Raw genomic sequence first — 26222 nt, forward strand, 5'->3', positions numbered from 1 at the left:
CCCCTTTTTCATTACAATAGAATTCTTCGTTTAATTTTTTCAGTTGGATTGGCAACCACCAGACCGAAGTCATTAGGGCCAAGCGGTTGATCCACCCGCATCCCATTTTGTACCAGGATGGTGTATTTGTAATTGTCCTTAATTGCCATGTCCATAAATGGGTCGATCAGTTCCTGATCCATCCTGCCATTGATGTACAAGTGGTATTCGGGATAATTTTTCAGGACCTTCGCGACCATCTTGTTGGTGCCGGCTTGCTGCAGCTGGCCGATCGTGAGTGCCAGAGCAACTCGTTCCCGGAAGTTTCCAAGAAATGCCCGTTTTTCGTCAGGCTTGATTTGAGGATTGCCAAACATATGCTGTTTAATAAACTCTTCTGAACTGTCAGCCATTTGCAGATTCCTTTCTTTTACGATGTTTAGGTTCAATATACCAAAAATTTCGTTGAAAGTCTTCATCTATCATTTGCTATAATATACTTTAACGATCAAGTTTCCAAATTTTTAGAAAAGGTGTTTGCTTCCTTAAAATGCCGGTTCCAGAAAAATGTTATAATAAATTTGAACAAATTTTATTGGGAGGGCTTCAATTTGAAAAAATGGATCTGGATTGTAATCGCCATCGTTATTGGTGCATCAATTGGTGGTTACGCATACGCCCGTCATAGCCAAAATGAAAAGATTTATGCAGAGGCTATGCAGCGAGGCCGCCTTCAAATTTCGAATAAAAAATACACTGCAGCTGAAACATCGTTTACCAACGCGTTAAGGCGTAAGCCAAACGATGACAAAGCAAATGCCAATTTGAATCAAACACAATCGTTTATTGCCGCAAAAGATTTATTTGATTCGCTCAAGTTTGGCCAAGCAAAGAGTGAGTATCAATCAGTTGTTGATACCAAAAAAGGCAACCAACTCTTATCTGACCGAGCCAAAGCTCAAGTTGACAAGATTAAGAACATTCAAAAGAACCGCAAGAACTATAACAAGATATACGAACAGGCGCTTGATCAGGCCGGCGATGCTCAGTATACTCAGTCAAACAGCACATTGGATAAGATTTTCTCAGATAAATCAATCCATCAAACATATTATGCTGATATTTTGAAGAAGGCTGAAGATTTGCGTGATAAGAATAATGACGCAATCAGCGGCAATACTTCAACCAGCAGTTCAAGCAGTTTCGAATCAAGCAGCTCTGACAGCAACACCAACAATAATCCTAACGTCAACGGGAATAGTGCCAGCTTAACTTCTTCCGAAAAGAAAGCCGCAGCAGCTTACAAGGGTTCAAACGAATACACCGTTACCAAGAAGGATAAGGATCTTGACGGTAAGCCGATTACTGCCGCTCAGATTTCCAGTGCAAGAAAGAAGATTTCTGCTGCCGGTGTTGATTCCAACGCAATGAGTGATCAAGATGTTCGAAATGTGATCAAGGGTGCCCACAAGAATGGTGAAACCATTGGTCAGTACGTCAAAGCCCATTACTAAAAAGAAAAATGAACGAATGACAAATCTCAGGGATGCCAATCTCTGAGATTTTCATTATCCACTGGTAATAATGCTTGTTAGGAACCGCTTTCCGAGAGTAAACTTAGTTTTAACTATGGAACCACAAAGGGGTTGAGGGTTTGTCACTTTGGGCAAGGTTTGTTAACAACGTACCACTTAGACGATTTACAGTTTTACTGTTAGTCATTTTCGTGCTGTACGTTACTCGAAGCATGATTAGTACGGTGTTATTGACATTTATTTTCTGTCTGTTGGTTGTGAAGTTAACCAACAAGATTCGTGAGTATGTCAAGATTCCAGCGACACTGATTGTTACGGTACTATACCTACTGGTTGTATTGGGGCTGTATTTTGCGGTTACCAAATACATTCCAAAGGTTGCCGATCAGACCATTAATGTCACCCAAGACATTATCAATTTTTATTCGAATCCCAAGAATCTGCCGGATGACAATACTTTGTCCTGGGTCAATGAGCTGATCAAGCAGAGCAATGCGATGGCCCAGATGAAGAACGGGGTTTCGCTTGTTTGGAAGTACGTGACCGGTGTTGGAACAATGGGAATTACCTTGTTCTTATCCATGATTCTGAGTTTCTTTTTTGCAATCGAACTCAAAGAGATGGACCGTTTTTCCGAATCACTTGTTGAAAGTGACTTTGGCTGGTTCTTCCAAGATCTTCAATTTTTTGGTAAGAAATTCGTTTCAACTTTTGGGGTTGTTATTGAAGCCCAATTCTTCATTGCCCTTTGCAACACCGCTTTGACCACCATCGTGATGTTTGTCATGCACTTGCCGCAATTGGCAGCCTTGGCACTGATGGTCTTCATCTTTAGCCTGATCCCAGTGGCCGGTGTGATTATTTCGTTTATTCCACTCTCATTGGTCGGCTTTTCGGTCGGTGGTGTTAAGTACGTCCTCTACTTATTGATTACGATCATTGTGATTCATGCGTTTGAGGCTTATGTTCTCAATCCAAACTTCATGGCATCCAAGACCAACCTGCCAATCTTTTACACCTTTGTGGTGTTGCTGGTAGGGGAGCACTTCTTCGGTATTTGGGGCCTGGTTTGTGGGGTTCCAATCTTTACGTTCTTCTTGGATATTTTAGGCGTCAAGAAAACTGTCGCTCAGCCTAAAAAGCTGATAAACAAGGACTGACGACCATTTATAAAAATAAGCACTTTATAAAAGTTTCACAATTAGGCTGAAAAATTTTGCCGTTTGGTGTAAAATCAACCTGATAGAGATAAAGAAAGAGGTAATTATATTGGCAAAACTTGTGTTAATTCGTCATGGACAAAGTGAATGGAACTTATCTAACCAATTTACTGGTTGGGTCGATGTTGATTTGAGTGAAGAAGGGGTTAAGCAAGCCATTAATGCTGGTAAGTTAATCAAAAAAGCCGGCATCCAATTTGACTTTGCATTTACTTCAGTATTGACTCGAGCAATCAAGACTTTACATTATGCTTTGGAATACTCAGACCAACTTTGGATTCCAGAAGTTAAGACATGGCGTTTGAACGAACGTCATTATGGCGCTTTGCAAGGCCACAACAAGAAGAAGGCTGCTGAAAAGTATGGTGACGAACAGGTTCATATCTGGCGTCGTTCATACGATGTATTGCCTCCACTCCTGAAGGCTGATGACGAAGGTTCAGCTGTTCACGACCGTCGTTATGCCAACCTTGATCCACATATTATCCCTGGTGGTGAAAACCTTAAGGTTACTCTCGAACGAGTAATGCCATTCTGGGAAGACCAAATTGCTCCTAAATTGCTTGACGGCAAGAACGTTATCATTGCTGCCCACGGTAATTCATTACGAGCACTTTCAAAGTACATCGAAAACATTTCTGATGAAGACATCATGAATCTTGAAATGGCTACTGGTGAACCAGTGGTTTATGACTTCGATGACAAATTGAACGTTGTAAGTAAGACTAAGTTAGACTAATATTTCTGATACTTAAAAGCTTTATTGCCGATCATTCGGCAATAAAGCTTTTTTTGTCAGCTCGGTTTCATGTAAATTTAATCACGACAGGGGGACTTGATACCGCTAAAGGCGGGAACCAATTTCATTTTTAATGTAGATCTAACCTTAATGAAAGTTATTGTTCTTTAATTTTAATAATCCAATGCTATTCTATGACTTGATTTTCAGCAATCATATGTTTTACATATCACAAAATTTGATAATTGGGGAATCTATATTATGTCGAAGAAAAAGATTACGTTAGTTGGATTGATCTTAATGATCTTTACGACTATCTATGGTTTTGCGAATACCACCGTTGCCTACGAGCAGATGGGGTACGCAAGTATTATTTGGTATGTGTTGGCTGCTATTTTGTTCTTACTGCCAACAGCTATGATGTTCGCCGAATACGGCTCAACTTTTAAGGACTCTCATGGTGGAATCTATTCATGGTTGGCCGGATCAATTGGTGAGGAATGGGCCTTTATCGGAACCTTTATCTGGTTGTCATCCTGGATTATTTGGATGATGTCCACGGCTTCCAAGGTTTGGATTCCGTTTGCCACAACCTTGTTTGGTCATGATACGACCCAGTCATGGAGCTTCTTTGGTCTTAGTTCAACCAAGACCATCGGGTTACTGGCAATCCTGTGGATTATCACAGTTACCTGGTTTGCGGTTCGCGGAATGGATTCCATTTCAAAGATTTCGTCAGTTGGTGGAATCTTCGTTTCATTACTGACTGTTATCTTTGCGATTGCCAGCGTGGTTGTATTGGTATTGAACAGCGGCCACTTGGCTCAGCCGGTTAGTGGTGTTGGGAGTTTCATCCACTCACCAAATCCCGACTTCACGTCGCCAATTGCCCTGATTTCATTCATGGTTTACGCCGTGTTTGCCTACGCCGGAACTGAAACCCTTGGTGGTGTGACCGATAACATGCACGATCCCGCCAAGACTTTTCCAAAGGGACTGATTATTTCGACTTTGGTGATTACCGTAACGTACTCACTTTCAATCTTCCTTTGGGGAATTACGGCCAACTGGCATTCAGTTCTTGGCCACGGTACCGTTAACCTTGGAAACATCACCTACGTCTTAATGGCTAACTTGGGTGTGGTATTGGGTCAAAGCCTTCATTTGTCAGCTGCAACCTGCACGCTGTTGGGAACCAGCTTCGCCCGGTTTGCCGGATTGAGTATGTTTATGGCTTACATGGGGTCATTCTTCGTGTTGGTCTATTCACCACTCAAGTCCTTCATCATGGGTTCCAACCCTAAATTCTGGCCTGAAAGAATGACCAAATTGAACAAAAAGGGGATGCCTGGATTTGCAATGTGGACACAGGCAATTATCGTTGGCCGTTGTCATCTTCTTCGTTACCTTTGGTGGTTCAAGTGCCAAGCAGTTCTATGTCATCTTGACCAACATGGGAAACATTTCCACATCATTTCCATATATCTTCCTGGTTGCCGCCTTTCCATTCTTTAAACGTAAGAAGGGCTTGGAACGACCATTTGAAATTTATAAGAAGCTTTGGATGGCTGACACAATTTCAGTTATCGTATTGATTGTTTTGATTGCCGGAATTGGTTTTACCGCCATTTACCCAATCTTGGAACATGATTACGTTACTGCCTTCTGGACAATCATTGGACCAATCTTCTTTGGTGCGATTGCCTGGGCATTCTTAGCTTATCAGTCACGTAAATTAGCTAAAAACAAATAATTGAACACTAAATAGAGGCAGAGACAAAATAGTTAGTTTTGTCTCTGCCTCTAATCCTTTTTTAGAACAAATTTTTCTGCAGGTGAATATCGTCTTGATCAGTAATCTTTCTCAAAACTCGGCAGGGATTACCGACTGCCAGAGAGTTTGCGGGGATATCTCTGGTTACGACGCTTCCGGCACCAATGACGCAGCCATCACCAATGGTCACACCGCCAATTACCACAACGTTGCTTGCCAGCCAACAATTATTGCCAATTGTAATCGGCTTGGCATATTCATCGTCATATTCTGATCCATCCGGTCGCTGTTTGACGTTTCGATCTTGGTAGCGGAAGGGATGCATCGGTGTTGCCAATGTGATATTGGGCCCGAACATGACATTACTGCCAATCGTTACCGGACAGTCGTCCAGAATGGTTAGGTTGGCATTCCCATAAAAGTGGTCGCCAATCGTCGTATAAATGCCGTAGTCGAAGAAAACCGGTCCTTGCAGGTAAATACTCGAATCAGCCTTTGGAAGCATCTCTGCAATGATTTTGGCCCGTTTATCAGTATCCTCGTCAAAGGTGTCGTTGCATAACTTTGATAGTCTGTGGGCATGATGCTGCTGAGCCTGAAGTACCATATCCGATGGATCGTAAATCTTGCCTGCCAGCATTTTTTCTTGTTCGTTCATGGCGTCCTCCTAAAATATCTTATACATTGAGTATAACGTAGTCGGTCATGTTAGCGCTACCATGATTTGAACAAATCAGTTGGAGTAATGGCCAGTCGTCATTCCTCAGCTCTGGTATAATGAAATTGATTAGGAGGATTGTCATGATTAATCCAATTCCGTTATATAAAGTTATGTATCAACAAATGGGACCGCAACACTGGTGGCCAGCCGACACAAAAATGGAAATTGTGATTGGGGCAATTTTGGTGCAAAATACCAATTGGAACAATGTCGATATGGCGCTGGCCAATCTTCGGGATGAAACCAACTTGGACGTTAAGCAAATTTTGGCCTTACCACTTGAACAAATTCAAGAACTTATCCGTCCTAGCGGCTTTTATGTCAATAAGAGTCGCAGCTTGATTGGCGTTTTGAAGTGGTTTGATCACTTTAACTGTGATTTTCCAACAATGGTAAAGCATTATGGCCCATCATTGCGAAAGACAATTTTGACGTTAAGGGGTGTTGGTGAGGAGACAGCTGATTCACTGTTGGTGTATGTCTTTGACCAGCCCGCTTTTATCAGTGATAAATATACCCGGACACTTTTTACCTATCTCGGATACCGAGGATTAACGAATTATGCTAAACTTCAAAAGAGAATTGCGTTGCCGGCATCTTTTACTTATCAGGATGCCCAGGAATTTCACGGTTTATTGGATGAATTTGGCAAAAGGCATTTAAAAAGTCGAAAACAATTTAGTCAAAGCTTTCTTGCCGGATTTGACCGGCAAAAAATGACCTTTAAGAAAGGGAGTCGATAAGATGGCAATTAAAGATAAAGTCGTTGTAATTACTGGTGCTTCAAGTGGAATCGGCCAAGCTACGGCCGAAGTTTTGGCGTCAGCTGGTGCTAACGTTGTGATAGGTGCTCGCAGGATTGATCGATTAAAGCAAATCGCTGGGGAATTTTCAGATGGTCAAGTTCTTTATCAGCAGACCGATGTGACTCAACGAGATCAAGTTAAGTCGTTAGTTGACCTGGCTGTATCAAAATTTGGCAAACTGGATGTTTTGTATAATAATGCCGGCTTAATGCCACTGTCTCAATTAGCAGAACTTAAGGTCAACGAGTGGGACCGGATGATTGACGTGAACCTCAAAGGCGTCTTGTATGGAATTGCCGCTGCATTGCCAATTATGATTAAACAAAAACACGGGCACGTTATCACAACCGATTCAGTAGCCGGCCACGTGGTTCATCCGGGGACTGCTGTGTATGCAGGGACCAAATATGCCATTCAGGCGGTCATGGACGGTCTTCGACAGGAGCAGGTGGGTAATCATATTAAAACGACAATGATCTCGCCTGGAGCCGTTGAAACTGAGCTGTATCGTACCATTTCCGACGAGACAGTCAGAGAACAAACTAAAAAGCAGGAGCAAGAAAATGGTTTAAAGCCAATTGACATTGCCCATGCGGTTGCTTATGCAATTGATCAGCCGGATGACGTTGCCATTAATGAAATCCTCTTGCGACCAAGAAGTCAAAAAGTTTAAATCGACGGGATCAGCCGATTGCCAAGTAGGCTAGGCAAGCATTGCTGGCCGTCGTTCCATGTTTTAGCAAAATAATATGATATTACAAAGGAAGAGGCTGAGACAAAAACGTACACTTTTGTCTCAGCCTCCTATTTTTTTGGCAAAATAAAAAGCCCTCACAGGGGCTTTTTAATTAGTTGATTTAATTAGTCAACAACAGTAACGTTTGCGGCTTGTGGGCCACGATCGCTGTCTTCAACGTCAAGGGTAACTTTTTGTCCTTCTTCAAGGGTCTTGTAACCGTCAGCATTAATAGCTGAGAAGTGAACGAAAACGTCCTTGCCGTCATCTAAAGTGATAAAACCGTAACCTTTGTCTCCATTAAACCATTTAACAGTACCTTGTTCCATAAGAATGAAACCTCCGTTGCGCATAGCGCGATAAATTTTGCATTTGAAACTTGAAAAGTAAGGAGTCATTCTTAGTAGAACGATGGACCTTGTTTCGAAGCTAAATACATTATCTATACTTTAACAGGTAACCTCGGAAAATGCAAATAGAAGTGTCGGGGTTCTTTTTTCAATTTCGCCGGCAGGTTGGATTATAATAGGTTTAACGCAACAGCCGAAAGGGGATTGTTACATATGAGTAAATCAGTTAATTGGAAAGCTGCTTTAATTGCCGGTGGGGTTGCCGGAGTTATTTCCGGATTAGTCAAGCTGGGCTGGGAAAACGTTCTGCCGCCAAGGACGCCCGAGCGAAACAAGACCAACCCACCACAGCGATTGCTGGAGCAGGCAGGTATTCCAAAGAAGATTACCCATTCAACCTACACGTATTCCGGCGAAAAGCTGCCATGGGTAAGCTACATGGTTCACTTTGGATTTTCGACATCATTTGCGATGTTTTATAGTCTTGCCGGGCATTATGTTCCAGTAATTAAGATGGGTGACGGGACGTTGTTTGGCCTCGGTGTCTGGGGAGCCTTTCACCTGGGAATTATGCCGGCAATGGGAACCGTTCCTTCAGCTAAGGATCAGCCTGCCGAAGAACATGTTTCCGAGGCATTGGGACACGTTGTCTGGATGTGGACCAACGATTTAATTGCGGATGAAGTTTATAATAAATTGACTAAATAATAAAGAAAAAATCTCAAGCAGAAAGTGCTTGAGATTTTTTATCTTTAACGATTTTTATTTTGATTCAGCTAATTCTTCTTTGGAAAGATTAGTTTTTTTTAATTCTTTATCAGTTTCGGCGACTTTTGATTCCTGATGTTTTCCCATGACCAAGTTGATAACAATTGCTGTAATGGCAGCGATTGTGATTGGTGATCCAAGGAGATATTGGATCATTTGAGGAGTTTCGGAAACAACTTTGCTTGGTAGGAAGATCACTGCCATGGTAAGGACAATTGGAATACCAAGAACGTAAATTGAGCTTTCGTCCATTGACAGGTTACGGATAACATTCAAACCATTTAACATAATGATGACACAAATGATTGAGAAGATACCACCGATAACAGCTGCAGGAACTGCTGATAAGAAGGCTGACAACTTACCGAAGAAGCCAAGAACAACGAACCAGATTCCGGCTGAAACAAATACCCGTCGGCTGGCAACACCAGTGATTGAAACAACTCCGGCATTTGTTGAATAACCGGTCATTGGTGTGGTTCCAAGTAAAGCGGCGAATAAACAACTGAGTCCTTCACCAATAATTCCGCGGTTCCATTGTTTCTTATTGATCTTTTCACCAACAACTGCACTCATTGCGAACCAGGTTCCAGTGGTTTCAGTGGTTAAGACCATGTAAATAACAATGAAAGTTAAAATAGCAGGTAATGAGAAATGAATACCATAATGTAATGAAGTGAAATGAGGGAGGCTGATCCAAGCAGCGTTGTTAACGACTGACCAGTCAAAGCGACCCATCATTGAAGCAACGATCGTTCCGACAACCAACGCGATGATAATGGAACTAACTTTAAATAAACGTTGAAGTTGAGGAATCCGAATTCCGATGGTGATTGCGACTAACATGGTAAAGGCAGTAATTGCAGCAATTTCAATGTTTTGGTTGATGTTGCCGGCTGCCTTGAAAATATTGTCGTTCAAAGCAGATGGTAATAATGAAAGACCCACACAGGTGATAATCGTTCCACCAACAATTGCAGGTACCAATGTATTAATGATCTTTTGGTAGATACCGGAGATTCCAAGAAGAATCAATAGGATGGCACCAACAATCAGTGATCCCAAAACAGTTGCCATTCCGCCATTGGCAGCACCGTTAGCGAGGTAAACACCAGCAACAGCACCAATTGGAACGAATGAAGGACCTTGTGATACTGGGAGCTTCATGAAGTATTTGGTTTGTAAAATTGTTCCAATTCCACAGGCGAGGAAAGCTGCCTGCAAGAATCCGGTCTTTTGTGCCAAACTCATTGATAATAAACCGGCAATGATGATCGGTGGGACATAAACATCCATTGCCAACACATGCTGCAAACCTAATAATCCTGATTGAAAATATGAAACTTTGTCTTCTGGGCCATAAAGTAAACCATTATCGTTACGTTTCATTATGAATCTCCTTAATTAATCAATGTAGCAAAACACGAACATTAAATAATTTAAAAAATAAATAATTCGTATTGCTGAATGGCTTTTATTATAAACATAAGCTATTCAATAATCAATGGGTAAAGCAAAATTAATTTTTAAGAATAATGTTCGTGTTTTGACACAAAAATGAGAAAATCAATTTCCTCAAATATGAATGCTGTTGTTGAGGTAATGAAAACGGTCTCGGAAAAAATTGTCAGCGACTTTTTTTATTTTGTTTTAGAATAGGAACTAACAACTAACAGGGGGATTACCCAATGATCAAACCTGAAAAGATGATTAATGGCACAAAATGGATTGAAACAATTCAGATTAATGCCGATGAACGTAAAATTTTAAAAAATAAATATGGCATCGATGAAGACATCATTGAGTACGTTACTGATAAAGATGAAAGTACCAATTATGTCTATGATATTAACGAAGACGATCAGCTGTTTATTTTCCTGGCGCCGTATGCCTTGGATAAAAGTGCCTTGAGATACATTACTCAGCCGTTTGGGATGCTTTTGCATAAAGGGATTTTATTTACCTTTAACCAAAGCCACATTCCAGAAGTAAACGCAGCTTTGTACTCAGCCCGTGACAACCCCGAAGTTCAAAACGTTGATTCGTTTATCCTGGAAACCTTGTTTGCGGTCGTTGACAGCTATATTCCAATTTCTCGCGGCATTACCAAGAAACGAAACTACTTGGATAAGACGCTGAATAAAAAGACCAAAAATAGTGATTTGGTTTCACTGTCTCATTTACAACAGACATTAACCTTTCTATCTAGTGGTGTGCAGACTAATCTCAGTGAGCTGAACCGGTTGCCCAAGACCCATTTTGGTGACAATGCCGATCAGGACAAGATCGATTTATTTGAAGATGTTCAAATTGAAGGAGAACAGGTTCAACGAATGTTTGAAATTGAAACCCAGGTGGTCGATCGAATTGACCATACCTTCAATAGTATTGCCAATAATAATCTAAACGACACGATGAAGTTCCTAACAATCTGGTCGCTGACAATGGCTGTCCCAACAATTATTACCGGCTTTTATGGGATGAACGTCAAGCTTCCACTGGCGTCCGTGAGATATGCCTGGATGTTTACTGTTGGCATTTCGATTATTTTGATTATTGCAATGCTGATTATGCTGAAGGTCCGGCGTCGAATGTGATTGGGTGTCGAAGTTGGGTAGGATGAAAAGGTTTGTGAAAGCTGCGCGTTTAGGGCATTACTTTTATTTTGATAAAACGTGTTCAAGCCGGCTGACCTCTGCCATTTAAGGGAATCCAGTCACTATTCCAAGCCCGGGAATAATGACTGGATTCCCTTAAACTCTGAGGTCAACCCGCCGGTTTTCACACTCTGCTTTTTTACCAATCCTTTACACAATCGAAACCAAGCAAAAACATTACCCTTCTATACTAAAAGTGTTACATTGGAATGTGCGGGATTGTGAAAGTTAGGAGGGTTTTACATGAAAGAAAGCAATGAATCATTTGCCGCTTCCGCATTATCAGGAGAGGCAATTCCAACAGCTGGAGACTCCACAAACACTTTTTCCGTTAGTCAACCTGCTGTAAAAACACTTACAAATGTGAAAGAACATGAAATTCACCTGGAGGGCGCTTTCAACGTCCGAGACATGGGTGGATATCCAACCAAAGATGGTTTGGTTGTAAAAAACGGTGTTTTGCTGCGATCGGCGCGATTGAACCGATTAACTAAAATGGACATTAACAAACTTATCAATACTTATAATTTAGCAATTGACTTCGACTTACGCCGACCTGAAGAGGTTAGTGAACGGCCGGATGTAACAATTCCAGGCGTTAAGTATATCAATGATAGTGTCGATACTCGCGAGACATATTATTATCACATTAACGTCGAAAACAACCGCAAACATTACCGTACTTATGTAACATCGACTCAAGCTCGCAAAGTTTATCATGATTTGTTTATGACGCTTTTAAACAAACCAATGGGAAAGGCGTTGCTGTGGCACTGCACATCCGGAAAGGATCGGACCGGTGTTGCTGCTGCTTTGATTTTGTACGTCCTTGGTGTTGATTCAAAAACAATTTTTAAGGATTATGTTGCATCCAACACCTTTTTGAAAGGCCAAATTGATCAACGGATTACCCGTTTAAAGGCCAAGGGTGCCAGTCATGCAGAGATTAAGTTTGCTAAGGTTGATGGCGGTGTTGATCTTTCATATCTCAAAGCCGTTATTGACGAAATGCACAAAGACTATGGGTCCGTCGATGAATTTATTACCGAAGGCCTTTCAGTCACAAAAGAACAACAGGAAAGACTAAAAGAAATGTATTTGGAGTAACTGAATAACGTAAAAGCTGCCAGTCATTAAAAACGACTGGCAACTTTTTATTACTCACAAATCGAGTTATCAGAATATTGTTTTAGTAAAACAAATTAAATGTTTAATAAATGGAACAAAATCTTTATTGACAAAATCGTGTAAAGCGCTTACGTTGTAATTAGTGTTCAGACTAGCCAGAGGAGTGTGATAAATTTATGGAACCAGATATTAAATGGCTGGATGATCCCCAAAACTTCAGGGTGGGGATGCTTCCGGCTCATAGTGATCATCAATTTTATCAAAGCTATGATGAAATGAAAAATGATGACAGCAGTTATGTTCAAAGCTTAAACGGGCAGTGGCAGTTTGCATTTTCAAAGGACCCAATGCACCGGATTAAAGATTTCTACACAGCTGATTGTGATAGTCGTCATTTTGACACGATTAAAGTTCCGCAACATATTGAGTTTGCCGGTTACGACAAATTCCATTACATTAACACAATGTATCCATGGGAAGGCAAGGTTTATCGCCGTCCTGCCTATGCGCTTGACCAAAATGATAAAGAAGCCGGCCAATTCAGCGAAGCTGCTGACAATCCAGTCGGTCAATATATTAAAAAATTTAATTTGAACTCGACCTTTAAAGATAAGAAAGTGCGAGTTCGTTTTGATGGTGTTGAAAAGGCCATGTATGTATGGCTTAATGGACACTTTCTGGGATACGCCGAAGACAGTTTCACCCCTTCAGAGTTTGACCTGACCCCATATCTTCAAGATGGTGAAAACACGTTGGCAGTTGAGGTGTTCAAATTGAGTACCGCTGCATGGCTTGAAGACCAGGATATGTTCCGATTCTTTGGGATATTTAGGGATGTTTCCTTAATTGCCCAACCCGAAGCGCACATTGAAGATTTATCCATTAAGCCAACATTGTCCAGCGACTTAAAGAATGGCACATTAAACGTTGAAACCAAGATGACGGTTAATAAATCCGCCATTAGTGCCAAGGTAACTGTAAATGATGCCGATGGCAATTCAGTGTATGCCGAGTCTCAGCCGATTCACGACAGCGTCTCTTTGAAAGATGTCGCTTTTAAAGATGTTCATCTTTATGATAATCATGATCCGTACTTATATCAGCTCAACATTGAACTGGATGATAAAGACGGCAATATTTTAGAGATTGTTCCCTACAAATTTGGCTTTAGAAAGATTGAAATTAATCAGGATAAAGTCATTACGTTGAACGGCAAACGTTTGGTTATCAACGGAGTCAACCGCCATGAATGGGATTGCCATTCCGGACGGGTTGTCTCAGTTGATGACATGAAGGCAGATATTCAAACTTTCAAGAAGAACAATATCAACGCCGTCAGAACCTGCCATTATCCTGATCACACCTTGTGGTATCACTTGTGTGACATTAATGGTATCTATGTGATGGCGGAGAATAATTTGGAGTCTCATGGGACCTGGCAGAAGCTGGGAGCCATCGAACCATCTTATAACGTTCCCGGGTCGGTACCGCAGTGGAAAGCAGCGGTGGTTGATCGGGCACGCAATAATTACGAAATGTTGAAAAATCATGCCAGCATTCTTTTCTGGTCACTGGGTAACGAATCATATGCCGGTGACGATATGCAGGCCATGGAAGAATTCTACAAGAGCGTTGATCCAACCCGTTTGGTCCATTACGAAGGGGTTGTTCACAACCGGAAATATGAAGATGTTATCTCAGATGTTGAGAGCCGGATGTACGCATCACCTGACGAAATCAAAAAATATTTGGACAATCATCCAAAGAAGCCGTTTATGTTGTGTGAATATATGCATGATATGGGCAATTCACTTGGTGGCATGAATTCTTATACTGATTTGATTGACAAATATCCAATGTACGCTGGCGGATTTATTTGGGACTTCATTGACCAAGCAATTGAAGTTAACGATGAAGTAACCGGTAAGAAAGTTTTGAGATATGGTGGCGACTTTGACGATCGGATGTCCGACTACGAATTTTCCGGTGACGGACTCATGTTTGCCGATAGAACTGAAAAGCCAGCAATGCAGGAGGTGAAATATTACTATGGTCAACACAAATAATCAATTACACGTGATATATGGAGACGGCGGCATTGGTGTCGGCGGTCAGAACTTTCATTACATTTTTAATTACACACGTGGTGGTATTGAATCGCTGGTTATAAATGGCCGCGAATGGATGTACCGGGAACCCAAGCCAACATTTTGGCGGGCAACGACTGATAATGACCGCGGAAATGGTTTCTCAAAGCAGGCGGTTCAGTGGTATGGTGCCGATATGTTTGCCAATGCCGATAAGGTTGATATTAAAATTAACGATCAATCAATCGAGTTTCCAAGCGCGCCGAAGAACAATCAGTATTCAAATCATGAATATGTGGATCAGTTGGAGGTTATCTATCACTACACAACCTTAACGATTCCGACCACTCAGGTCGATGTCAGCTATAAGGTGACTGCTGATGGCGTTATCAGCGTGCATGTTCATTACACGGGCAATGATCAATTACCTGATCTGCCGGTGTTTGGTATGCGCTTCGTTATGCCAACAGCTGCCATTGGATACGAATACGCCGGATTATCCGGTGAGACATATCCGGACCGGATGGCCGGTGGCGTTCCTGGTGAATATAAAGTTGAAGGCCTGCCAGTGACCAATTATATGGTTCCACAAGACTGTGGGGTTCATATGAAGACCGATTGGTTGAAAGTAACCAGAACGACAACCAAGGACAATTCTGATCATTCTGACAAACCGTTCAGCATTAAATTTGAAAATGATGGTCAACCGTTCGCATTCAGTTGCCTACCGTATACGGCCGAGGAATTGGAAAATGCCACTCATCAAGAAGAATTACCGTTACCTCGAAGAACCGTTGTTTCAATTCTCGGTGCTGTTCGAGGTGTTGGTGGTATTGACAGTTGGGGTCGGGATGTTGAAGAAAAATATCACATTCCTGCTGGCAAAGATATTGATTTTGGATTTAAAATTACGCATATTTAACTCGATTTGGAGCAGCCAATTTTGGCTGCTCTTTTTATTTTAACGATGGATTCATTTCGCGCGTTCATTTCAGTAAATTCAGATCGGCCAGCTATGTGGAGAGACACTTTTTAAAAATAGTTATCCTGTTAATTCGATGGCGAATCCTGCCCGTTATCCGTTGGCTTCGCTTTCATTGGGCAAACGGAAATTACCTGCCATTTCTTATTTCATCATTTGACAACGCTTACATGCAGAATTATAATTCTAATATCCTAATATATTAGAGCGATATTTTGAGGGATTTGTGACTGTTCCACTTTTCGGGGGAATTTTATTCAAGGAGATGTCATCATGAGTTTTAAAAGCAGCTTAATACTCTCAGCCCTTACATTTGTTGGTGTAATTGGTTTGAGTGCCGGGTACACAAGTTCTACGAAAGCATCGACGAACCAGGGAAATAACCCCATTTCAAAAGTGGCCACTTCGGGATTCGATAAGAAGCAGGTTTTAGAGGTTAACAATCAACCGTTTTTCTATAACGGCGTCCAGATCCGAATTGATAAACTCCGTGATAATTATGGATACAATATGAACGACATTCGGAATGCCTTTAAACAGGCCAAAAGCGATGGCTTTACCGTTGTGAATTCACAAATTCTCTGGTCTGACGTTCAGCCTGACAAAGTTCTGAAGCCAACGGATATTGCGTATATTAAAAATGGCGACGACGCTGCCAAGAATTTCACCGAAAGTTCAACGCCACTGAAATTGCAAAATACGGACAGCAGTCAATCCATGGTTTACTTGAAATATGATTTGAGCGGTCTTGATTCCAGCAAATTTAAAGCCGGCAGTTTAGACGGTGTCAAGCTGAGAATTTACGCCAAATCAGATTCCGATTCAAAGTTGAATATCTATGGAATTGACAAAGATAACAGCTGGTCAAAGGACACAACTTGGAAAACCGCACCCTATAAGGGCGACTCCAGTAAGAAAACCGTTTCTGTATCACCAACCTACGACCCAATCAAACAGGAAAATTATTATGACTTTGACGTAACTGATTTTGTGAATAGTCAAAATGCCGGTAAAGTTACCCTGGCTTTACAGTCACAGAAGGGAAGCTCAATTGAAATCGGTGGCGGTTCCCAGATTGGAAATCAAAAAGCTGCCAATCAGCCATTAAACGAAACGCCCGAACTGAGCCTTTCAAGCAAGAGCAATTATGACTACAACTATTTGGATCAAATTATCAAAGCAGCCCGAGATGCTGATATCAAACTTGAACTTTTGTGGTTCGGTAGTGATACTACCAAGCAAGTTACCGAACACCGGGTGCCTTACTACGTGATGCATGATTACACAATGGCCAAGGATTCAAAGGGTAAGTTGATCATGAAGAAATCCGGTCCGACATCGACAACCGGCCAATACACATTTAATTTGGATAAAAACGATGCCAACTTACAAAAACAGGAAGCTCAATCAGTTTCAGATTTGTTTAACCACGTTGCCGAGAACAATAAGGCCAATGGTTCGACGGATACTGTCATCGGTGCCCAAATGCCGAATGAGCCGACAACCCAAATGTCATACACCGAACCAAGTACCGCTCTTAAAAGTAAAATGAATATGAGTTCCGGCGACTTTAACACTTGGACGTTATGGAACTACACCAATAGCTTGGATGCTGCCGTTAAGAATTCCCAATATCCGGTATGGACAAGAGTGAATAACGCTGTCGGTGATGGTGGTTCAGGCATCATTGCCCTCAACGAGGATAAACGTCAATCATCGTCAACGAACCTTGATGCAGTTGGTCTTGATCCATATACGTATGATTACCAGAAATTATATGATTACGGCCACTCCAAGCCATATGCCGACCGTAACAACATTCCGATGGTGATGGAAGATGGAATGGGTTCAGACAGCTGGAGCTGGGCAGACAAGAATTATGGACCTTTGGATGCCGGCTTAAGAACGATTACTGCTTTAGCTGGTGGCGCTACCAGAAACTACTATGATTTCAAGAGTGGGGATGGATTTGACCTTTACGACAAGGTAAATGCTGATGGCACGTTCACGCCTCATGAGCATGATGGTGGTAAAGCAATTGATTCTGTTCGAGACGTTAACCACTTTGTGAACAAAATTGGCTATGATCTGGCAACCAAGCAGGCTGATGGTGCTGGTGGAAAGAATATGATGTTCTTCAACGCTGTGCCGGCAAGCGGGAATGATTTTACGGCTACCAAAAAGCTCAACAATACTGACGTCACTTATAAGACCGATACCAACAAGAGCATGGGAATTGCAATTCAGCGTGACGATGACGATATTGTTTTAGCAAGTACGCTGGATTCTAACGCAACCTTCACGCTGAAGAATTTTGGCAAAGTCACCTCGGTTACTTACGGTCAATATGAATCACCACAGTCTGACAAATGGACGCAGACCAACGGAAACGTGACTTACAAAAAGAATACCGATGGTACTTACACGATTACCGTACCGAAGTACTCAGTTGTGAATGTTTCCAAAAAGACGACCACTCCAAGCAACAACAATAATAACAACAGCAATGGAAGCAGCTCATCCAATTCATCTTCGACGACCCCAAGCAAACCGAACGATAATTGGAAACCATCAAGCCCATCAAAGGCTGACGGCAGTACTGGACTTCCCAACTACGCTGTAAAAGAGGGCGTTGTTGTTTATGCAACTAAAGGGTTATATATGTACAAGACCGCTAATTTCAAAAAATCTCAGCGGATCAGCAAGTTTGCCAAAGCAACTCGTGTTAATCGACCGGCATTTGTTGTGATCGATTATGCCCGTTCAAACAGCGGCAGCTTAAGATACAAGGTTCGCAGCTTGAAGAATGGCAAGACTGGTTATATTACCGCCAGCAGAAAGTATGTTGTCAATGCCTTTTACCAAACAACGCCTAAGAGCCGACGGATTACGGTCCTTTCTCCAAAGGGGATTAATGCATACAAGTCGGCCAGTTTAAAGACGAAGGTGAAGCACTACAAGAAGGGTGCCCGACTTGCGGTTAAACGCATTGTCAAGCACAAATTAACGACTCGTTATCAGTTAACCAACGGCCACTTTGTGACTGCAAAAAAAACACTGGTCATTGCAAAAAAATAGTTAAATAAAAAATCCCCGGTTGGGGATTTTTTGTTGGCATTTTAATGGTTGGCTTCTTCGATAAAGTAATCAGGGAACTGTTTAACCAGCTCGTCTTTTTCTGCCAGCATCAGATTCAAATGATCGAATGCACGGGTTTCGGCTTCTTTGCGATCCTTGGCCTCTACGGCATCCAAAATTGCATTGTGCTGTTTAATCAATTCGTCCAGCGGCATATCAGCCTGCTGTACTCGAAGGAACCGGTAACGATCCAACTGCAGTGAAAGATTTTTCAACCAGTTCCAGACTTGCAGCCGATTGGTCGCGGTGTAAAAGCTCTTATGGAAGTCATTATCCAAATAGAAAAAGTCGACTGCACTGTGGGCTTCATCTGCTAGTTGCTGTTTTTGAATAATGGTTCGACTGTCCAAAATGTTGACTTTCGACATTTTTTCGGCTGCCTCACTGACGACACTTCGCTCTACACTTTGGCGGACAAAGCGGGCGTTTAATGCCGAACCGAGACTGATCTTGGTGACGTAAGTTCCACTTTGAGGAACCGTCATCATTAAGCCGTTGTTTTTTAATTGGAGAATTGCTTCTCTGACCGGTGTTCGACTGATGTTGAGTTGTTCCATCAGCACTTTGTCCTGAACCTTTTCGCCAGGGAGTAATTTTAATTTTAAAATGTCATTTAAAATGGTTTTATAGGCAACTTCGGTCAAACTTTGCATGACAAGCCTCGTTATTTCATATATTAGGTTACTTAATTGTAGCATGATTGAGCATGCATTTTCATACCAATAAACCGTATTATAGCATGGCATTGATAGCGGTTACAAATGGTGGTAGCTTTAAAGTCAATATATTAGAATATTAGTTTAAAACTAATAAGAACTCAGATTTTTGGCAACCTTTAGTTGTAAAATGAGTTTATGCCACACCAAGGAGGACAAAATGGGACAACTTAAAATGGGATTTCGTTGGTTCGGTGAAAAGGATGACAATATCAAGCTTTCACAGGTTCGCCAAATTCCACAAACAAAACAAGTCGTTGGAGCGTTGTTTGATGTTCCGGTGGGCGAAGTTTGGCCACAGGATAAAATCAATGCCTTAAAGAAACAAGTGACCGACGCCGGTTTGAAGCTCGAAGTGATTGAATCTGTCAATATTCATGATGATATTAAAATTGGGCTGCCAAGTCGTGACAAGTATATTGAAAACTACATTCAAACGATTAAAAACCTGTCAAAGGTTGGCGTGAAGGTGATCTGTTACAACTTTATGCCGGTGTTTGACTGGCTGAGAACTGATTTGCATCATCAATTAGCAGATGGTTCCAACGTGATGATGTACGAACAGGATAAGCTGCCAAAGGATCCCGAGGAACTGATGACCCACATGAAGTCCGGCTCAAACGGATTTTCGCTACCAGGTTGGGAACCTGAGCGTTTGGCTGCCTTACAAGATTTGTTTGACGCATACAAAGACGTTGACGAAGAAAAATTGCGGGAAAATTTGAAGTATTTCTTTGACGCAATCATTCCGGTCTGTGAAAAGTACGATGTCCGGATGGCCATGCATCCGGATGATCCGCCGAAGCCACTATTTGGCCTCCCACGAATTTTCAAGAACAGAGACGACATGCTTCAAATCGAAAAGCTGCATGAATCGCGTTACAACGGCTTTACCATTTGTACTGGAAGCCTTGGTGAGAATCCGGCCAATGATCTGCCCGCCATCATCCGCGAGTTTGTGCCCAAGGATCGGGTACCATTTATGCACGTTCGAAATATTAAATTCGTTAACAAGCAGGGCGACTTCCATGAATCCGCTCATCCATCCAGTGAAGGCTCTTTGGATATGTATGAAATTATGAAGGCTCTTCACGATACCGATTATGACGGATATATTCGTCCGGATCACGGCCGGAATATCTGGGGTGAAGATGGTCGACCGGGATATGGACTATACGATCGGGCACTTGGAATCACTTATCTTCTCGGCCTATGGGAAGCATTGGAAAAAAATAATTAAATCAATAAACATCTAAATCACTTGCAGGGCGACAATGATGGGACATTTCCCTGACATTGTCGCCCTGTCGTTGTCATCAATCAAAGATGGAGGAAACAAATTTGACAGAAAATATCTTGAATGGTAAATCTCTATATGCGTTTGGAACCAGTATTGTTAACGGACACCTCGCAAACACAAGCTTCGTTGAAGATATTTGTCAGGCAAATAATATGAAGTATCAAAAGTTCTGTATTAATGGCGCTGCAGCCCGGGTTACCGATCCCAACAATATTGTTGATCAAATTACCAATGCACCGGAAAAAACACCGGACTTTGTTGTGTTCGATTCCATTGCCAATGATGCGTATGCGGAAGTTGTCGACGATCCCGAAAAGCTGGGCAAAATCACGTACGGATACCAGGATGATCTGGATTCCAAAACGTATTGCGGCGCTCTGGAAACAATCTGCAAAATGTTGGAAACCAAATATCAGGGTGCCAAGCTGCTTTACGTAGCGACCCACAAAACACCAGCCCGAGATCTGCGAGTTCAAAATGTGATGCACGACATTTCACTGAAAATTGTTCATAAATGGTCAATTAAGGTGGCTGATTTGTATACTGAAGGGAATTTCAATGGCTTTTTGCCCCAATACCAACATGATTATTCATATGATCAAGTTGATCAAAATGGTGGCAATCACTCGGTTGGCGGGACTGGAACCCATCCCAACGCAGACGGCTATCGATTGTTTTACGATCCGATGATCACCCAGGCACTGATTTCATTAGCATCCAAATCATAAAAATCGGTTTCCAAAAATAAGTCGGATAAATAAAAATAACGGTTATGTCAATGCTTCTGTTATGGGGATGACTTACCGAAGTCGAATTGATTGACCTTTATATTTTCCGGGTAGATACTCTGGGTGAATTGATAATTCATCAGTTTTGAGGAGGATTTACATGACTAATTTAGTGATCAAAAAAGACGTTGAATACGATTCTGTCAATCATCAATTAACTGATATTTATTATGATGCTGAAAAAGCTCAGAGCAAAGGTGCCATCATTGATATCCACGGTGGCGGCTGGTTCCGGGGAAATAAATCCAAAGACGAAGATTCTTCAATCGGATTTGTAAAAGCCGGCTATCTGGTCGTTACCCCGGCATATCGGATAACACCCAAAGCCTTTTATCCCGCTCCTTTGGCCGATATGGATAACCTGTTTGAATGGCTGAAGAAATCCGACTTACCATTTAATCACGATCATATTGGCGCGTTTGGTTCGTCTGCCGGTGGAAATATGACCGTTGAACTGGCAATCAAATATGGCATTCCAATCGTTTCACTTTCAGGTATTTTGGATATTGATAAATGGTTGGGGTCTCATGAAGATGTGGTTGCTGCCGAAGGTGACACCAGTGGTTTTAATTCAACAGCCAGTGCCAATATTAACCAGACCGGTGCCAATGATCCGTTTTATAAATGGTTTGTTACCAACTACTTCAATGGACGCACCGACCAGTATGAACAGGCAACCCCGGTTCATCGGGTAAATGACAAGACCGGTCAGATGTATCTGGCAAATTCACTGAACGAGTTCGTTCCGACCAGTGGGGTACTGGATATGGCTCAAGCTTTAACCGCTCATCAAATTCCTTATCGGACCCGAATGTTGGCGGGCAGCCGTCATGCCAAGGGCTATTTGAATGATGTCTGGGATGACGTCGTGGGATTCTTTGACCAAACTTTATAATGTGTTAAACTTAAATGGTCGGATGTTTTCCGACCATTTTTACATAATGAAACGGGGTTACAATGAATGATTAAAAATAAAATATCATGGGTAAAAGAATTCTTGTTGGCAGCACTCTTCATTGTTCTGCTGATGGGAGTTGACTTTTCCGTGAAGGGGACTGGTCCGCTAATGCGTGGCGGTACCCGTTTGGTGTTTGGAATTGTCGTTGCCGGTATTATTTACTATGTGTTGGGAACGACCAAGATCTTCCCGCATCGAATTCAACTGGGAACCTTTTCCAAAATATGGGGATTCATCTTTGGCATTTGCTTGGGTGGCTTGTTGCTTTTAGTGATTATTCTTACCCGAACAACGTTGATGGCGCATTCCAAAACGTTCATTGCCGACACCATGATGGCTTTATCGGCAGGGATCTTCGAAGAGTTTTTATGCCGGGGACTTTTATTTTCGGCCTTTCTTTCAGCTTTTAATCAAGCTAAATACAAATTCACAGAGGCTGCATTGGCATCCGGCATTTTCTTTGGTCTGTTTCACTTTATGAATTTAATTTCCGGCCAGGGAATTGTTCAAACTCTGCAGCAGGCAACGTATGCGTTTGTGATTGGAACAATTTTTGTTTCAATCCGTTTGACCACAAATACATTGCTGTGGGTGGTCCTCATTCATGCGATGATTGATTGGCAGGCCGGCATCTCGGTTACCCATACCGCGAGTGCAATTGCCCCTTGGCCGACATTTTCAGCCGTTTGGGGAACGTTACTCGTGATTTCAGTTATTTTCCTGATATCCTTTGATGGCAGTTTTAATCATCAAAAGGTGTCGATAAGTGAGAAATAAAAAAAGACAATCGGAATTGTATTCCGGTCGTCTTTTTTGGTTTGATTATTTTATTTTACCAGTATCCCAGGATCCGGGTGAGCTTAGCCCGGTTAATGTCTCGAGATGATAATTTGTCTGTGAAGATTGCGTAGCTGTCATCGACAACTTTTGTTGAATGCCACGAATACTTGGCGTCACCGCTCTTGGTACCGGAGTCGGCTTCCATAATATCGTTGGAATAAGGGGTGTGGTCAAGACTTAAGCTGTGACCCAGTTCATGAGTGATCACTGATTTCCAATAAGTGTCATAGACTGACTTGTATGCGGCACTATTTGGCTGATCACCCGATGGTAACGATTTGCCGGTAATGGCTTTATAAACAGCCGGTAAGTAATTGGCATTATCGAAGAAGTTATAGTTAATATACAGCTTGCTGGTGATGTAGTAGCCATCCCAGCTGCCGTCACCGGTTCCGGCATTCTTAAAGCCGACCGTCATTGTGTGGTGAGCCTTTGTTCCCACTTTAAATGCCTTAACTTTAAGCGCTTTGTTCCAATTATTCATAGCAGCATACGTATAAGACTTTAATGCCTTATTGGCAACGTAAACGCGGGCAGTGTGCTTTTTAAAGACACCCGGTGCGCTCATTGGCTGGACGTTGTACCAGCGGTCAAATACCTTCCAATATTTATCGTAGATATAGGCCGGGTATTTCCGGACGCTTGCTGTAGGGTTCAAATCAGGTGAACGACGGATTGCCTTGGCAACTGCTTTTCCAGCTACCCGTTTAGTTGATTTGGCATAGGTAATCGGGCTTGATGTCGTGTTTACGGTCAGTGGAACCGTGAGTGCAAAGGAAACACTGGCCAATGCAACGAGAAAGAAACTGCTTTTTTTCATAACGAACCCCCACTTAAAGTTGAATAGAATACAATTCGACTGCATAATATCATTCCCGTATTCGTCGTTCAAGTAATCACGTTTAAAAATTCCCCGTCTTAAGGAAGCCTTACAAATTACTCTAGCGGCAGAACCATATTGAACCAGGTCTCATCTGCATGACTGGAATTTGAAACGCCCTCGTTGCGATAGCCATTGTGTTCGTAAAAGGGGACCAGATTTTGAAGGCAGGTAAGGGTAATGACGGCTCTTTCCTGTCGTTTGGCGACGTGTGACAATTCTGTCAGTAACCGGCTGCCGATTCCCGAATGCTGAAAGTCGGGGTGAACTGCCAAGCTTAAAACGGCTTGGTATTTGTCGTCAGGGTTATTTGGATGGGCGTGCGCATATAATTCATCGGTTAAATAACGGTGGTTAAATGCCGGCCCGACAACGTAACCCAAAATTTTGCCGGCATCATTTTTGGCAACAATAAACGTATCCGGGTAGGCGCTGATGCGTTCTTGCATTGCGTCTGTGGTTGCAGCTTCGGCCGGTGAAAAGCCGGCATTTTCTATTTTCATAATATCCAGAAGTTCATCTGGACGCGCTGGTTCATAATGTAAATCCAATTTTGACCTCCGTTGGCTTGTGGTATCATTTTATTGTGTCCACTTTTTTAATAAATAATCATTATCATAGCACGATTGGAGATATGAAATAATGCATCAATCAAAATTAGGTCATAATCAACGATGGATTATTATGACCGCGGTCTTTATTGCCACGTTTATGACATCGGTTGAAGTGACGATCGTGACGACTGCCTTGCCGTCGATCATCAGTGAGTTACATGGTCTGGCCTATCAAAGCTGGATTATGAGCGCCTATCTGTTAACAACGGCGATTACCACCCCAATTTATGGTAAGTTGGCTGACACGTTGGGACGCCGCAACGTGTTTCAATGGGGTGTGGTTGTCTTTACCATCGGTTCATTGCTCAGCGGTCTGTCGCCTTCGATTCTTTTCTTGATTATTGCTCGGGCAATTCAAGGAATTGGTGCCGGAGCGGTGATGCCACTCACATTTACGATTATTGCCGACATTTTCAGCTTTAAAGAGCGGGCAAACGTCTTAGCGTTCAACAATACCGCGTGGGGGTTATCCGCGTTGGTAGGGCCGCTGATTGGCGGATTTTTGGTGGATCACCTGTCCTGGCACTGGGTATTCTTTGTCAACGTGCCGCTGGGAATTATCGTGGCATTGTTAGTTTGGTTCGGTTATCAGGAAAATGTTCAGCTGAGTTCTCAATTGACCATTGATTGGTTGGGAATCATTTGGCTGGCAATTTCACTGGTTGCCTTGTTGTTAGGTATTCAGGCGCTTGATACAATTCCGGTGTTGGGCGCGGTTCTGCTTGTTATTGCGTTATTGTCTGGGATCATGTTGTTCCGTCGGGAAAAGCGTTTTTCAGATCCATTAATTTCTCCGGCAATGTTTAAGTCGAGAACGTTCACAATACAAATCCTGACAGCGACAATTTTAAGTGGGGTCTTAATCGGCTACCAGATGTATTTCCCAATTTGGCTTCAATCGTTATACCGGGTCTCGGCAACTACTGCCGGCTTGGTTGTGACATCCAGTTCCATTATGTGGCTGGTTGCGTCCTTCTTTGTTGGCAGGCTCATCAGTCGTTTTGTGCCCAAACAAATTGCCTCAGTTTTGATCGGCATTATGCTCCTCAGCTATTTATCGCTGATTTTTGCAAGCCACGCATTTCCCGTTTGGGCGTTTTACGTCATTGCCATGATTAATGGAATGGGAATGGGGATTATCATCAGTATGAATACCGTTTTGAGTCAGCATTTGGTTCCCAATCAAATGGTCGGCTCTGCCACCTCGGTACTGACTCTTGGCCGTTCGTTGGGCCAAACAGTCATGGCCGGTGTATACGGGGCAATTTTAAATTTGGTCATCCGCATGCAATTGCACGGCGGCATCAGTTTCTCACAAGTCAACAGTGTGATTAGTTCAAAAGGGGCTGCCGTTGTGGCCAATCGTTCCCTAATTGCTCCAATCATCCTCACAGCCCTTCACATGGTCTTTGTTGGGGTGGTGGCAATGCTGATTGTTGTTTTATTGATTAATATTTTGGATCCCAACCGAAAAGTGATTAAGTAACAAAAAATGAATTTTCCGGC

General features: G+C 42.3%; 23 protein-coding genes and 1 pseudogene. 17 read left to right on the top strand and 7 right to left on the bottom strand.

The window, feature by feature from the left end; all coding sequences use genetic code 11:
- Positions 1-11: 11 nt before the first annotated feature.
- Positions 12-392 carry a DUF1694 domain-containing protein gene (locus LKE01_RS09025; protein WP_054769835.1) on the bottom strand — a complete coding sequence of 127 codons (381 nt, stop codon included), beginning with the start codon at positions 390-392 and terminating at the stop codon, positions 12-14.
- A 198-nt stretch (positions 393-590) separates the two neighbouring features.
- Between LKE01_RS09025 and LKE01_RS09030 the strand changes: the two genes are divergently transcribed.
- From LKE01_RS09030 to yjeM, 4 genes and pseudogenes are all read left to right on the top strand, one after another.
- Positions 591-1493, top strand: coding sequence for a hypothetical protein (locus LKE01_RS09030; RefSeq protein ID WP_056981490.1), 903 nt, complete (start codon positions 591-593; stop codon positions 1491-1493).
- A 197-nt stretch (positions 1494-1690) separates the two neighbouring features.
- On the top strand, positions 1691-2674 hold the full coding sequence (locus LKE01_RS09035) for an AI-2E family transporter (protein ID WP_261907168.1): 984 nt from the start codon (positions 1691-1693) through the stop codon (positions 2672-2674).
- Positions 2675-2783: 109 nt separating this feature from the next.
- Positions 2784-3473 (top strand): 2,3-diphosphoglycerate-dependent phosphoglycerate mutase, encoded by a 690-nt coding sequence (locus tag LKE01_RS09040; RefSeq protein ID WP_056981486.1) that lies wholly within the window; start codon positions 2784-2786, stop codon positions 3471-3473.
- A gap of 261 nt (positions 3474-3734) precedes the next feature.
- Positions 3735-5226 (top strand): annotated as a pseudogene (gene yjeM / locus LKE01_RS09045) (glutamate/gamma-aminobutyrate family transporter YjeM).
- Positions 5227-5287: 61 nt separating this feature from the next.
- On the opposite strand, the gene LKE01_RS09050 reads toward yjeM, so the two are convergent.
- The gene (locus LKE01_RS09050) at positions 5288-5905 is read right to left on the bottom strand and encodes a sugar O-acetyltransferase (RefSeq protein ID WP_056981484.1); all 618 of its coding nucleotides are present in this window, start codon (positions 5903-5905) and stop codon (positions 5288-5290) included.
- 143 nt (positions 5906-6048) lie between these two features.
- On the opposite strand from LKE01_RS09050, the gene LKE01_RS09055 reads away from it, so the two are divergent.
- Both LKE01_RS09055 and LKE01_RS09060 read left to right on the top strand, forming a co-directional pair.
- A complete protein-coding gene (locus LKE01_RS09055) occupies positions 6049-6711 on the top strand; it encodes an endonuclease III domain-containing protein (protein ID WP_054769838.1) in 663 nt (220 codons plus the stop codon).
- A 1-nt stretch (position 6712) separates the two neighbouring features.
- On the top strand, positions 6713-7447 hold the full coding sequence (locus tag LKE01_RS09060; protein ID WP_054769839.1) for an SDR family oxidoreductase: 735 nt from the start codon (positions 6713-6715) through the stop codon (positions 7445-7447).
- Positions 7448-7635: 188 nt separating this feature from the next.
- Here the strand turns inward: LKE01_RS09060 and LKE01_RS09065 are convergent, their stop codons facing one another.
- A complete protein-coding gene (locus tag LKE01_RS09065; protein ID WP_056981482.1) occupies positions 7636-7839 on the bottom strand; it encodes a cold-shock protein in 204 nt (67 codons plus the stop codon).
- Positions 7840-8073: 234 nt separating this feature from the next.
- Here LKE01_RS09065 and LKE01_RS09070 point away from each other — a divergent pair, with 234 nt between their 5' ends.
- Positions 8074-8568, top strand: a complete 495-nt coding sequence (locus LKE01_RS09070; RefSeq protein WP_054769690.1) for a DUF1440 domain-containing protein — start codon at positions 8074-8076, stop codon at positions 8566-8568.
- 54 nt (positions 8569-8622) lie between these two features.
- On the opposite strand, the gene LKE01_RS09075 is transcribed toward LKE01_RS09070, so the two are convergent.
- On the bottom strand, positions 8623-10017 hold the full coding sequence (locus LKE01_RS09075; protein ID WP_056981480.1) for a uracil-xanthine permease family protein: 1395 nt from the start codon (positions 10015-10017) through the stop codon (positions 8623-8625).
- A 299-nt stretch (positions 10018-10316) separates the two neighbouring features.
- Between LKE01_RS09075 and LKE01_RS09080 the strand changes: the two genes are divergently transcribed.
- From LKE01_RS09080 to LKE01_RS09100, 5 genes are all read left to right on the top strand, one after another.
- Entirely contained in the window at positions 10317-11225 is a 909-nt protein-coding gene (locus tag LKE01_RS09080; protein ID WP_056981479.1) for a magnesium transporter CorA family protein, read from the top strand.
- Positions 11226-11528: 303 nt separating this feature from the next.
- On the top strand, positions 11529-12392 hold the full coding sequence (locus tag LKE01_RS09085) for a tyrosine-protein phosphatase (RefSeq protein ID WP_056981477.1): 864 nt from the start codon (positions 11529-11531) through the stop codon (positions 12390-12392).
- 197 nt (positions 12393-12589) lie between these two features.
- Complete coding sequence (locus tag LKE01_RS09090; RefSeq protein ID WP_056981475.1) at positions 12590-14479, top strand: glycoside hydrolase family 2 TIM barrel-domain containing protein; 1890 nt, start codon at positions 12590-12592, stop codon at positions 14477-14479.
- Positions 14463-15422, top strand: a complete 960-nt coding sequence (locus LKE01_RS09095) for a beta-galactosidase small subunit (RefSeq protein WP_056981473.1) — start codon at positions 14463-14465, stop codon at positions 15420-15422. Before LKE01_RS09090 ends, LKE01_RS09095 begins: the two co-directional genes overlap by 17 nt.
- 333 nt (positions 15423-15755) lie before the next feature.
- Positions 15756-18560 (top strand): CBM96 family carbohydrate-binding protein, encoded by a 2805-nt coding sequence (locus LKE01_RS09100; protein ID WP_056981470.1) that lies wholly within the window; start codon positions 15756-15758, stop codon positions 18558-18560.
- A gap of 41 nt (positions 18561-18601) precedes the next feature.
- Here LKE01_RS09100 and LKE01_RS09105 read toward each other — a convergent pair whose 3' ends face one another.
- Positions 18602-19273, bottom strand: coding sequence for a GntR family transcriptional regulator (locus tag LKE01_RS09105; RefSeq protein WP_056981468.1), 672 nt, complete (start codon positions 19271-19273; stop codon positions 18602-18604).
- Positions 19274-19496: 223 nt separating this feature from the next.
- On the opposite strand from LKE01_RS09105, the gene uxuA reads away from it, so the two are divergent.
- The 4 genes from uxuA to LKE01_RS09125 all read left to right on the top strand — a co-directional run bounded on the left by uxuA (position 19497) and on the right by LKE01_RS09125 (position 23159).
- Positions 19497-20576, top strand: coding sequence for a mannonate dehydratase (gene uxuA / locus LKE01_RS09110; protein ID WP_056981466.1), 1080 nt, complete (start codon positions 19497-19499; stop codon positions 20574-20576).
- A gap of 101 nt (positions 20577-20677) precedes the next feature.
- Positions 20678-21364: an SGNH/GDSL hydrolase family protein gene (locus LKE01_RS09115; RefSeq protein ID WP_225364690.1), complete on the top strand. Its 687-nt coding sequence runs from the start codon at positions 20678-20680 to the stop codon at positions 21362-21364.
- A gap of 160 nt (positions 21365-21524) precedes the next feature.
- On the top strand, positions 21525-22319 hold the full coding sequence (locus LKE01_RS09120) for an alpha/beta hydrolase (RefSeq protein ID WP_056981462.1): 795 nt from the start codon (positions 21525-21527) through the stop codon (positions 22317-22319).
- Between the two features lie 66 nt (positions 22320-22385).
- Entirely contained in the window at positions 22386-23159 is a 774-nt protein-coding gene (locus LKE01_RS09125) for a CPBP family intramembrane glutamic endopeptidase (RefSeq protein WP_056981460.1), read from the top strand.
- A gap of 55 nt (positions 23160-23214) precedes the next feature.
- Here LKE01_RS09125 and LKE01_RS09130 read toward each other — a convergent pair whose 3' ends face one another.
- Positions 23215-24042, bottom strand: coding sequence for a matrixin family metalloprotease (locus LKE01_RS09130; RefSeq protein ID WP_056981458.1), 828 nt, complete (start codon positions 24040-24042; stop codon positions 23215-23217).
- 116 nt (positions 24043-24158) lie between these two features.
- On the bottom strand, positions 24159-24653 hold the full coding sequence (locus LKE01_RS09135) for a GNAT family N-acetyltransferase (RefSeq protein WP_056981456.1): 495 nt from the start codon (positions 24651-24653) through the stop codon (positions 24159-24161).
- 91 nt (positions 24654-24744) lie between these two features.
- On the opposite strand from LKE01_RS09135, the gene LKE01_RS09140 reads away from it, so the two are divergent.
- Complete coding sequence (locus LKE01_RS09140) at positions 24745-26202, top strand: MFS transporter (protein ID WP_056981454.1); 1458 nt, start codon at positions 24745-24747, stop codon at positions 26200-26202.
- The last annotated feature ends 20 nt before the right edge of the window (positions 26203-26222 follow it).

The organism is Lentilactobacillus kefiri, from assembly GCF_007989105.1.
Classification (GTDB): domain Bacteria; phylum Bacillota; class Bacilli; order Lactobacillales; family Lactobacillaceae; genus Lentilactobacillus; species Lentilactobacillus kefiri.